The 11366-nt window shown below is 31.1% G+C and carries 10 protein-coding genes and 1 pseudogene; 4 read left to right on the top strand and 7 right to left on the bottom strand.

Annotated elements, in window-relative coordinates:
• Nucleotides 1-317: 317 nt before the first annotated feature.
• A complete protein-coding gene (gene norA / locus LQ673_RS14560) occupies nucleotides 318-1463 on the bottom strand; it encodes a multidrug efflux MFS transporter NorA (protein ID WP_191836526.1) in 1146 nt (381 codons plus the stop codon).
• Between the two features lie 153 nt (nucleotides 1464-1616).
• Between norA and LQ673_RS14555 the strand changes: the two genes are divergently transcribed.
• Nucleotides 1617-2432: a MerR family transcriptional regulator gene (locus tag LQ673_RS14555; RefSeq protein ID WP_191836527.1), complete on the top strand. Its 816-nt coding sequence runs from the start codon at nucleotides 1617-1619 to the stop codon at nucleotides 2430-2432.
• 44 nt (nucleotides 2433-2476) lie between these two features.
• Here the strand turns inward: LQ673_RS14555 and LQ673_RS14550 are convergent, their stop codons facing one another.
• Together LQ673_RS14550 and LQ673_RS14545 are read right to left on the bottom strand one after the other, a co-directional pair.
• Nucleotides 2477-3496 (bottom strand): DUF418 domain-containing protein, encoded by a 1020-nt coding sequence (locus LQ673_RS14550; RefSeq protein WP_191836528.1) that lies wholly within the window; start codon nucleotides 3494-3496, stop codon nucleotides 2477-2479.
• A gap of 139 nt (nucleotides 3497-3635) precedes the next feature.
• A complete protein-coding gene (locus tag LQ673_RS14545) occupies nucleotides 3636-4337 on the bottom strand; it encodes an alpha/beta hydrolase (protein ID WP_191836529.1) in 702 nt (233 codons plus the stop codon).
• 156 nt (nucleotides 4338-4493) lie between these two features.
• Here LQ673_RS14545 and LQ673_RS14540 point away from each other — a divergent pair, with 156 nt between their 5' ends.
• Both LQ673_RS14540 and LQ673_RS14535 read left to right on the top strand, forming a co-directional pair.
• The gene (locus LQ673_RS14540) at nucleotides 4494-5096 is read left to right on the top strand and encodes a DJ-1/PfpI family protein (protein ID WP_191836530.1); all 603 of its coding nucleotides are present in this window, start codon (nucleotides 4494-4496) and stop codon (nucleotides 5094-5096) included.
• Nucleotides 5097-5137: 41 nt separating this feature from the next.
• Nucleotides 5138-6037, top strand: coding sequence for a macrolide 2'-phosphotransferase (locus LQ673_RS14535; RefSeq protein ID WP_191836531.1), 900 nt, complete (start codon nucleotides 5138-5140; stop codon nucleotides 6035-6037).
• Between the two features lie 38 nt (nucleotides 6038-6075).
• Here LQ673_RS14535 and LQ673_RS14530 read toward each other — a convergent pair whose 3' ends face one another.
• A complete protein-coding gene (locus LQ673_RS14530) occupies nucleotides 6076-7077 on the bottom strand; it encodes an accessory Sec system protein Asp2 (protein ID WP_191836532.1) in 1002 nt (333 codons plus the stop codon).
• Nucleotides 7078-7304: 227 nt separating this feature from the next.
• Between LQ673_RS14530 and LQ673_RS14525 the strand changes: the two genes are divergently transcribed.
• On the top strand, nucleotides 7305-8102 hold the full coding sequence (locus LQ673_RS14525) for a glycerophosphodiester phosphodiesterase family protein (protein ID WP_191836533.1): 798 nt from the start codon (nucleotides 7305-7307) through the stop codon (nucleotides 8100-8102).
• A 235-nt stretch (nucleotides 8103-8337) separates the two neighbouring features.
• On the opposite strand, the gene LQ673_RS14520 is transcribed toward LQ673_RS14525, so the two are convergent.
• From LQ673_RS14520 to LQ673_RS14510, 3 genes and pseudogenes are all read right to left on the bottom strand, one after another.
• Nucleotides 8338-10503, bottom strand: coding sequence for a bifunctional glycosyltransferase/CDP-glycerol:glycerophosphate glycerophosphotransferase (locus tag LQ673_RS14520; protein WP_126477281.1), 2166 nt, complete (start codon nucleotides 10501-10503; stop codon nucleotides 8338-8340).
• A gap of 73 nt (nucleotides 10504-10576) precedes the next feature.
• Nucleotides 10577-10930: a hypothetical protein gene (locus LQ673_RS14515; RefSeq protein WP_191836534.1), complete on the bottom strand. Its 354-nt coding sequence runs from the start codon at nucleotides 10928-10930 to the stop codon at nucleotides 10577-10579.
• A gap of 236 nt (nucleotides 10931-11166) precedes the next feature.
• A pseudogene (locus tag LQ673_RS14510) lies at nucleotides 11167-11366 on the bottom strand (phospho-sugar mutase); the annotation flags it as partial.

Raw genomic sequence — 11366 nt, 5'->3', positions numbered from 1 at the left:
ATAAATACAAAGCCTCTATTTATCTTGTTTCACCAGTCTTGATAAATACAACGCTCCTATTTATCTTGTTTCGTCAGTCTTGATAAATACAGCGCCTCTATTTATCTTGTTTCACCAGTCTTGATAAATACAACGCCTCTATTTATCTTGTTTTACCAGTCTTGATAAATACAACGCTCCTATTTATCTTATAGACCCCATTTCTATATTTACAAACCGCTCCATCCTCCTCACCATCCCCAACCTACTCCTCACCCCCATATACTTCTCCAAAAAAGAAAGTCAGGGAAATCACGCGAGGTGTCCCTGACTTTTTATTAGAATTTTAATTTATCTGGTCTATAAAATGCGATGATAATTGAAGCGATGATAAAGAATGCCATGGCTATAAATAACGGGAAGTCGATTTTAATATCGAATGCTGCTCCGGCTACTAATGGCCCTATCAAGTTACCAACACTTGTGGCGGCTGAGTTCAAGCCACCTGCTGTTCCTTGGTTATTACCTGCTAATTTAGAGAAATAGTTCGTCATAGATGGTCTGATCAAATCAAATCCTATAAATATTACGAAACTGACTAACATCACAGTAATGTAGTGAGAAGCATATACAAAGGCTCCTAGAATTAACACTGAGTAGATTAATGAGAATAGCGTTAATTTAATTTCACCGATCTTACCGACAAGTTTCTCGAATAAGAATAATTGGAATATAACCCCTACTATAGCGCCACCTGTAATCGCGATAGAAATATCTTTCGGTTCAAAGCCTACTTTCTCTGCTGTATATAGTGAGAACATTGTTTCTGTAGATGCTAAACCGTATGACAATATCAACATAATAATGACTGGTACGATAAACAATTTATATGGAAATGGCTCTTTGACTTTAGGACGTGCTGTTTCATTTGAATCATCGTCACTTGCTTCTTTTAAAAGGAATACTGAGAATAACAAAGCGATGATGCCAAGTGCACCAGCAAAATAAAAAGGCATTCTATGCGAAATTTCCGCTAAGAATCCTCCTACACCTGGTCCAACTATGAACCCTGTATTAATAACGGCTGACATATAACTAAAGTTCTTTGCTCTATTTTCTGAAGTTGATAAATCTCCAATCATACCATTTACACCAGGCATGACAAACGCTGCACTAATGCCACCTAATACTCTTGAAACTAAAAGTATTGAAAATGAATTACCCATTGCAAAAATAAATTCTGAAATGGAGAATAACAGCAGGCCGATAATGATAATAATTTTTTTACCAAACTTATCTGCAAATCGTCCTCCAAACGGTGAAGCAATCATTTGGAACATTGCAAATACTGCCACCAGCATGCCTAAATCACTTCCATTTAAATCTAAATCATGCAAAATTGTAGGTAATACTGGTATAACAATACTAATACCTAAAAACATTAAAAATATATTAAAATATAAAACGTTTAACTTATTATTCATTTTAGACCTCCTTCTTCATTACTTTTTCAAATATTAAGTGATTTTCACTATATTCTAATCTATTTATTTTGATTTGCATAACATAATGCAATCTTTAATATATACAATTTATAGTGTATAGTAACTATACAGTCAATAGGAGGAACTTAATTTATGCAAAAAATTAATCAAATACCTATAAGTGAGTTTGCAAGCTTAACAAATGTTAGTCGCCAGACACTCATATACTATGATAAAATCAATCTTTTTAAACCAGATTATAAGAACGAAATTGGATACCGATATTACTCCATTAAACAAATTGAACTTATAAGTGTGATTACTTTATTGAAAGAACTCGGCATGCCACTTAAAGAAATTAAAGAATATACACAAAATAAATCACCAGAGCACTTTTTAAATTTGATGACGCAACAGAAGAAAACAATTCAAGAACAGAAGAAGCATTTAGAATACAATGAAATGATCATTGATAGTAAAATTCAACTCATCAGAGACGCTATGGAAACTTCCTTTGATCAAATTAAAATTGAAGAATATGATGAAATGACTTTCTATATCAGTGACAACATCGCGAATGCTTCAGAACTCGATTTCTTAATATCGATTAACCAGTTTATTGATGAGCTGAAATCACACGAAATTTTTTCTAGTCAGCCAATCGGTGTCGTAACGCACAAAAATGATATTTTAAGTGGTAATTACTATCATTATAGTTACCTTTACGTGAATATCCCCAATTCTAAAAAGCACTATAAAAATACCGTTACGTTAAAAGGTAAATATTTAGTCGGTTATTATATTGGCATTGATGAACATGTTGAAGAAGCTTACAACAAAATGTTAAATAAAATCGATGAATTGAATTTAACAATGGGTGAATATGTATATGAAGAATATGTATTTGATTCAGTTATTAAAAATAATGAGAATGAATATATCACTAAAATTATGATTGAAGTCATATAAAAAAAGCATAGATTCCGGGATACCAATTCCCAGACTCTATGCTTTTATTTTATTGGAAACATCTTAAAATACGTACCGATTTTCCATAAGTATTCTAACGGACCATATTTAAAGTAACTTAACCATAAACTTGAGAATATTAGCTGTATGACAAGAATGATTAAACAAAGATTCGCCGTATGTATTAAGCGACAATCTGATAATCCTAATCCATAGCTAAATAATAGTATCAATAATGTTTGCCCGATATAATTCGTAAGTGCCATTTGTCCATACATTCTTAACGGTTTCAATAATTGTTGCACGACTTTATATTGTAACAACGTGACGAGTATACTAAAGTAACAGATCGTCATGATAGGACTCAGTATTAAAATAAATTGATTTGTTAATGCGTATTGTTTCAAATATTGCGCTTCAGAAATACCTGTATATTTAATCGCTTGATAAGAAGCGCCAACGTAGATTTGATTCAAGTAATAGATGCCGATTACCGAAATGATCATCGAAATTACCGCAATAATGGCATAATACTTTCTATGCTGGAACATTTTTTGATGTAAACCAAATTGAGCAAATGTTAAACCTAAAGTGAACAGTGGAAGCGGCATTAATATTTTTCCACCTAAGCCAATCGCTACGCATAAGAGCACGATACCGATTGCGAAATTCACCCACTTATTCACTTTAAACAGTGGTAGTAGCACTAAACCGAATATGGCGTACACCAGCAATACCTCTCCCGGTTGGAGTTGCATATGCCCTAATCCTAACAGCGCCAATATCACAATTCTTCTCAAATAAATCACATATGGATGTTCACTTTTCGCTTTTGCACGATTAATAAAAATATAAAAACCAACACCAAATAAAAATGAAAAAATCGACATAAACTTTGATTCAATAAATATATCTAAAAACTTCTGATAACGAACTTCTACTATTGAAAAATCAAATGGTACTTGTATAATGCTCGAAACATTAAGAAAAATAATGCCTAATAAAGCAAATCCTCTAATATAATCTAATTCATAAATACGATGATTCGATGCAGTCGGGTTCATGACTTATGCCTCCTTTAATTCCTTGTTATAATTTACCATTTATACAAAGAAATACAACGAACAATATTGTCACATGCCCTGTCACATAAAAAAAGACTTAGACACTCCATCATGTCTAAGTCTCTTATAATAATTACATCTAAAACAACGTATGAATCGCCTTATCGAAATATTTTTCAAAGTATTCATGTCTATGAATGCCTTCTTTATCTGTTATAAACGTTAAAGTCGAAACATCATTGACCAGCTTCTCTTTCACCAACTCAACCGCTTCATACGTATTCGGTACCATCCATTTTAATATATTAGGATATTCTACTCCTTCTTGCTCTCCTACATACCAATAAATATGACGTGGATATTCTATCGGTTTGCTATTTTTAATGAAATCTAAAAAGTTCGGATACCACATAGAAGCAGACATTAAGATATAACTACCGAATAAGTGCGGTCGTGTTAATAATGCATATAATGACACTAACGCGCCGAATGACCCACCACCGATTGCTAAATATTCCGCTTCATCAAAGATATGATAATGTTCTTTAAGAAATGGTATTAATTCAAATTCCAACATATCTAAATATTGATCAGCTTCTCCCGCATAATGTGCTTGATCGACTTGCTCTTCCCATGGCGTATATTCCTTATTTCTATCAACCGGTTCAATACCAACATACATAATATCTCGTGTCTTGTCTTCAATCAGTTTATTAAATATATAATCCCCGTCTTGAACGATTACTGTCTTGAATGGTTTAGGATTTTGTTCATCATAACCAACTGGCATAGCAACCGTTACGAATCGATCATTCCATAAAAATTTTTGTACAACTTGCATAACTATTCACTCCCGTTATATCTCTTCTTTAATTGAGAAACGTTATCATTTATTACATCATACCACAAATACTATTAGTTATCATTTGCATATGAGATGCCTTTGTATCATGATAAAAATAATCTTTAAATAAATTTAACAAGGGGTGTTATTTTTATGAAAAAAGCGCTAATCGTTCTTACAGAAGCATATGCAGATTGGGAAGTCAGTTACGTTGCTGCTGAACTCGCTATGTCACACGGATTTGAAATCGATACAGTATCATTAGGTGAGTCAACTGTTACATCTATCGGGCAATTGAAGACAATCGTTGACTATACAATAGATAACATTAAAGATCCTTACGATGCTTTAATTATCATTGGCGGTAACAATTGGTCACAAATTGAAAATGAACAACTCGTGCAACTTATTAAGACATCATTAGACAACAATATCGTTGTAGGCGCAATATGTGCAGCCGTTGACTTCTTTGCAAGAAATGGATTACTTACGGGATATAAACATACAGGAAATGATTTAAACCAATGGACGACTGAAAAGAACTACAAAGCCTATACAAACGCATTAGACTTTATGAATGAAGATAGTGTCGTTGATAAGAACCTTGTCACAGCAAACGGATCCAGTGCAGTAGACTTTGCATTTAATGTAATTCGCGCATTAGGTCTACTTGATTACAAAGAAGCGGAAAAACAAAAATACTTTTATAAATCAGGTTATGTATCTTATAAGATGAAATACGGAGAAATTGGATAAGAAGCGAGAAATATAAAAATAACCTTTAAGGAGCGCTCAATATGACACAACATGAAAACATTGTCACGATTGCCTCAGAATGTGGTTTAGATATTCAACCTGAATTAATTTCAATAAATGAATCAGGTCTTGATTTTCAAGTAGCATTTGCTGAAGATAGACATGGTGTTGAATGGGTATTACGCATACCTAGAAGACCAGAAGTGTATGCGCGAACAGACTCAGAAAAAGAAACCGTAGACTTCATACAACAACATGTATCATTTGAAGTCCCTAATTGGCAAATTCATAAAGAAACATTAATTGCATATCCTAAACTAACAGGCGTACCTGCAGCTACAATTGATCCTGAATTACAACAATATGTATGGGAAATAGAACATAAACCCGTACCTCAGAATTTTATTGATACACTGGCAGAAGTACTCGTCGATTTACATCGAATAACAAACGAAGAGCTCGCTTCAAGTGATATTAAGACGACAACGATTGAACAAATTAAAGAAGATTATCAAGAACGTATGCATAAAGTGAAAGAAACGTTCGGTGTCTCCCCCGACCTATGGAATAGATGGGAAACGTGGTTAGAGCATGATGAGCTCTGGCCAAATCATGTCACGATGATACATGGAGACTTGCATCCAGGTCATATTATGGTGGATAAAGAAGCAAATGTGACAGGTTTGATAGATTGGACAGAAGCCAGTCATGCAGACCCGTCCAATGATTTCATGGGACATCATCGTGTATTTGGCGATGAAGCGCTAGATGAGCTAATAGAAGCTTATGATAAAGCTGGTGGAACGACATGGCCACATATGAAAGAACATATTATTGAATTGAATGCAGTGTTTCCAATGTTTATCGCTGAATTTGCACTTGCTTCAGGAGAAGCGGCATATGAGAAGATGGCAAAGAAAGAATTAGGCGTTGAGGAATAAGATAACATCAAAAAAGGTTAGCTCGTATGAGCTAACCTTTATATATGTGTTGCAAAGAAATTATTTAAGATGGTTAATTGTTCCGGTACGCAATTTCTTGAAACTTCAGGATGTGACGTAATATGTTTATCTGGTAAGTTGATTTTGTAAATCTTAGATGCATCAATACGATCTGTCTGTTTATAATACAGTTCAACATTTTCACTACATATCACGTATTTCGTATGTTCATTGCTATCATATAAATGTTGATTAATTTGAGGCACTAAATCGTCATTTCTCAAATCCTTTAAGAACCTTCTATCTTTCTGCTCTAACGCACCACCAATATTCACAATTGGATCTACTGCTAAAGTATTCATATCTAGCGCCGTACCGTGATAAATCGCACCCGTACCGCCTTTAGAACCACCGTAAAGTACAACATGCTCTTTATCAATATTAAGTTCTTCCATCACCTTTAAAATCGTACTTTGAATTTCCTGCTCATATTCAGGATAATTCGTCGTACTAATATAATGAGAGCCATGTGATACATTTAAATCCATTATTCTTAGAGTATAAACATTCTTCACGAGACTTCTCTCAATACCATCAAAGAACTTAGGAAACATCCTGTTCGGAATCAACGAACTATCATATCGCTTAGCATCTGGCATACAAGTAAAAATAACAAGCAACTTCTTAGGCACCTCATCATTTACCTTCCTACCAACCGGCTCATCTAACGTATAGAAAATATCCTTATGTCTGATTAAGTCTTTTCTCTGAAATAATTCTTGAACATCAGAACGCTTATAGAACTTAGAAATCGTCTTTTGATGAAAATACAAAATATAATCATTAGCCAAGATTTCTTTATACATTTCATGTAGTTTACGATCCTGTCTAGCTAACTGAATAAAATTCGAACTGCTACCCGTATCAATTTGAATACGCTTTTGATTCATAAAATCAATAGGCTCATGAAGCGCATAGATTTCTTTAGGTTTATTACGATCCTTCGAAACAAACCTCCCCTTATCAAACAAATAAGCCATAAATATCCCAACCCCCATTTTAGTATTAAGCTTTATATCTCTCACGTCGTACTAAAAAAGAAATGTTTGTTATAGCTTAACATATTGGGTAGATTGTATAGAAAAAATCATATAAAAAGAACTCAATTATCTCTATAATTACAAGTGACTAAGATTAATAAGCAGGGTATTTTTATGTAAATAAATGATACTATAATAAATAGAAAATAAACTTGTAGGAGAATGACATGAAGAGATTAATAGGTATTAGTATATTAAATTGTATATTATTAGCTGGATGTGGGAACAGCACTTTAGATAAAGACTATTTAAACATAGCGCACAGAGGCGCAAGTGGTTCAAAACCAGAACATACATATGCATCTTATGATAAAGCCATAAAACAAAATGCAGATTATACAGAGTTAGATTTACAAATGACTAAAGATAAAAAGTTAATCGCAATGCATGATAATAAAGTAGATAGAACTACAAATGGTACTGGATTAGTAAAAGATAAAACTTTAAAAGAAATAAAAAGCTTAGATGCTGGATCCTGGTTTGATAAAAAATATAAGAATGAAAAAGTACCAGAATTAAATGATATTTTAAATAAATATAAAGATAAAACTAATTTCTATATTGAAACTAAACATCCAGATATGTATCCAGGGATGGATAAAAAACTAATAAAAGATTTAGAAAATAATGGTTTGCTTAAAAAAGAAAGTTTGAAAAAAGGCAACTTAATTATTCAATCTTTCTCCGAGACTAGTCTACAAAATATACATAAATTAAACGAAAATATACCGTTAATTCATCTGATAGATGATAAAGATGTAAAAAAATTAAACGACAAAGAAATGGAAAGACTATCTGAATTCACATATGGACTTGGTTTCAATAAAGATATTGTTAATGAAAAATTAGTAGAAAAAGTACATAAACACGGCTTAAAAGTTCATGTCTTTACACTAAATAATGAACAAGAAGTTCAAGAAATGAAAGATATTAATGTTGACGGTGCTTTTAATAACAATCCTTAATAAGTTTTGATTTAAATATATACAACTATAATTACTTTAATTAATAGGACTACTTAGTGTTGTAATATTTATAGATTTACTTCCTCTTCCAAATGTAATCATATCTCACATTGGAAGAAAAGTAATAGCCCAATCACATATGTGGTTGGGCTATTACTGGTTGTGTAATTATAATATTAATCCAAACTTTACGATGGATAGTTAATAAAATTGTAAATTCTTTATTATAAGATCATTATTTATTATTTATTTCTTTATTAATTAATTCACCAATATACTTAGATGATTCCCCTTGTTCTAAGCTACAGAATCGTTCATAGAATTCATCAATTTTATCTTGATAAGATTCTTTAATTAAATCTATATCTTTCAAACTATCAGCTAAATCAAATGGATCCTCAAAAATCGGTCCTGGCAAGTCATTAACATAATCTAAGTAAAATCCTCTTAAATCTTTATCATATTTTTCAATATCATATGCAAAGAAGAATTGTGGTCTTTTTAAAACGCCATAATCAAACATTACTGATGAATAATCTGTTATTAAGGCATCCGTAATAAGATATAATTCTGAAATATCATCATAATCTGAAACATCTATAGCAAAGTTTTCATATCCAGATAAATCTATAGCATTTGATATTAAGTAATGCATTCTTAACAAGATAACATATTCTTCACCAATACTTTCATAAAGGTTTTGCAAGTTGATTTTTAACTCAAATAAATATTGACCTTTCTTAATAAACTCATCATCTCTCCAAGTTGGTGCATACATTAAGACTTTCTTACCTTCTGGTATATTCACATTTTCTCTTATTTTAGAAATGAATTCTTCATCATTTGCATGTGTAACTAGAATGTCATTTCTTGGATAACCGATTTCAAGCACTCTTTCTTCATCCATCCAAAAGGCTGATTCAAAGATTTCTGAAGAATAACGGTTAGGGGATACTAAATAATCCCATCTAGAAGTTTCCATATGGAAATTCCTTTTATATTGTGGTGTTGTTGTACTTGGCATTCTTACAACCTTCATATCGTTAGCTAATTTTTTTAGTGGTGTACCATGCCAAGTTTGAATATATTTTTGATTCTCTTTTTTATTTAAAGTTAGTGGTAATCTCGCATTATTAACCCAAACTTTAGCTTTAGAATATGCTTTATAGTATTCTAAAGAACCCTTTTTAATTTTTAATGGGTTTCCTGGTATATCAGATTGACTTGGTTTTTTTAGTATCCAAACATACTGATTTTCCGGATAATTTTCTAGCATATATTCATAGATATATTTCGGGCTATCACTATAGTTTTTACCTCCAAAGGCTTCAAATACAACTACATTATCATCAACATTTGATTCATTATCAAATAAGGAATAAATAGCTTTATTTTTATTTTTTGTTCTAAGAAGGATACTTTTAAAATGTCTTGAATACTTTCTGAATTTATTAACTTTCAAAGCAAGTTCTGGTTTTTTCATACGTAATAAGAACATTTCTATTTGGAATAAGTATTTACCCTCATTTAAATTAGGTGATTTCAATTCTTTTGCTATTCTACTTAGAAGTTCTCCATGTTTTTGATATCGAGATTGAATGTCCCTTTGACCAGGATTAAACTCTTTTATAATCTTTATTTTCATTTTATCTAATAAAAATTTTCTATGAATTTTATTTTTATTTCTCTTCAATGAATCAAAGAAACTTTTCGCATAATCAACAAATAATTTATCAAATTCTTGTTCAGTTAATACTTGTGTTTTAAACGGATCATAAACTTCACCACGATAATAAAATGGGAAGTTAAATACTCTCACGAATTCATCTACATGAGAAGCATAGTCGATAAGGAATGAATTATCAGTATAAATTTCTAGTTCTTCATTAAATTTGACATTATATTTTTTAGCAATACTTGTTTTAAATAAAATGTTACAAGCTGAATTCTTTCTCAAGAACGAATTAGCATTTGTTTCATAATTCAGTCTTCTCACTTTAACTATATTCTGGTTAATGAATTGTGGCTTTCGAAGTGTAAATTTATAAATTGGTGCAATTAAAGCATCTAGTCCATCAATATTCTTTAAGTAATAACCAATTGCATAAGAGGCAAGTTGATCATCAGCATCTAAAAACATAAAGTAATCAGTATTTACATTCTCAATTGCTTTATTTCTTGCTTTTGCATGACCTTGGTTTTTTTCAAAATTAATAATTTGTACTTCTTTATCATAAGTTTCTAACTCTTCTAATAATATTTCAGTCGTTTTATCTTCTGAGCCATCATTAACAATAATCACATTAAAGTCTTGGTTTCTTTGATTTTTAAGACTTCTAATACATTCTCGAATATACTCTTCCTCATTATAATATGTGACAATAACTGTTAATTCATTCATTATATATCTCCTTATCTATACTAATTGCGCAACAATACATTTATTTCTATTAGCTAATAACTATTTTAGTGTACTAATTATCTCCAGAATTTTTCTTCAACCATACTGATTCTTCATATGCATAAATCGCTTCTTGATAACTATGACTTCGTGGTAATATCCCTTTTTTGATTGCTTCATTATATGCGTTCATCTTTGTTTGCTCATCTTGTTTACTGTAAATAATTTCAGCTAGTTCTTCTTGATTCTTTATATTGATTGCTTTATCTTGTTTCTTCGGCTGTTGTTCTTTTTTCTTAGTCGTCTGTTCCGTTTTTTCTTTTTTTGTCTTTTTACTATCTTTAGCTTCATTGTCTGTTGTTATCATTAAGACTGCAGACATTATTGTGAGACAAAAAATAACCACTACCAGAACTATATTCTTCAATGCTCGACCTCTCCCCTTTGTAAACATCAATATTATTATTAAACTACAAAATATTACATTTGTAAATTTGATTTTCAACATTTTATTTTTAATATTACAATTCAACGTTTTTAAATCAATTAAACTATTCATCTTAACTAATAAAAAAGTATAATAATTACAAATCTAGTTTTACAAAATTTAATAGTATACAAAAAACAACCTACTTATTGAAGGTTGCTTTTTTACATAATGAATTATTTTAAATTAAACTTTTCCCTAAATAACTCTATCACATCGTTCAACTTCTCTACATTCAATGAGAAATACAGTTTCATTTTTGGTTCTGTTCCTGATGGTCTAACCGCTATAAATCCTTCTTCAAAAATAAATTTGATAAGATCTGTTTGCGGTAACTGAATAGTGCTTGTTTCACCACTTTGTATATTATGAGATT

Source organism: Mammaliicoccus sp. O-M54 (assembly GCF_022386035.1).
Taxonomy (GTDB): domain Bacteria; phylum Bacillota; class Bacilli; order Staphylococcales; family Staphylococcaceae; genus Mammaliicoccus; species Mammaliicoccus sciuri_A.
Note: the sequence above shows the minus strand (reverse complement) of the source record. Positions and strands in the feature narration are given on the sequence as shown.

What these genes read in the sequence shown, in the direction of transcription:
- LQ673_RS14545 (WP_191836529.1), bottom strand. Translation starts at nt 4,337, where the DNA reads ATGCAAGTTGTACAAAAATTTTTATGGAATGATCGATTCGTAACGGTT.
- LQ673_RS14525 (WP_191836533.1), top strand. Translation starts at nt 7,305, where the DNA reads ATGAAGAGATTAATAGGTATTAGTATATTAAATTGTATATTATTAGCT.
- LQ673_RS14520 (WP_126477281.1), bottom strand. Translation starts at nt 10,503, where the DNA reads ATGAATGAATTAACAGTTATTGTCACATATTATAATGAGGAAGAGTAT.
- LQ673_RS14550 (WP_191836528.1), bottom strand. Translation starts at nt 3,496, where the DNA reads ATGAACCCGACTGCATCGAATCATCGTATTTATGAATTAGATTATATT.
- LQ673_RS14535 (WP_191836531.1), top strand. Translation starts at nt 5,138, where the DNA reads ATGACACAACATGAAAACATTGTCACGATTGCCTCAGAATGTGGTTTA.
- norA (WP_191836526.1), bottom strand. Translation starts at nt 1,463, where the DNA reads ATGAATAATAAGTTAAACGTTTTATATTTTAATATATTTTTAATGTTT.
- LQ673_RS14530 (WP_191836532.1), bottom strand. Translation starts at nt 7,077, where the DNA reads ATGGCTTATTTGTTTGATAAGGGGAGGTTTGTTTCGAAGGATCGTAAT.
- LQ673_RS14555 (WP_191836527.1), top strand. Translation starts at nt 1,617, where the DNA reads ATGCAAAAAATTAATCAAATACCTATAAGTGAGTTTGCAAGCTTAACA.
- LQ673_RS14540 (WP_191836530.1), top strand. Translation starts at nt 4,494, where the DNA reads ATGAAAAAAGCGCTAATCGTTCTTACAGAAGCATATGCAGATTGGGAA.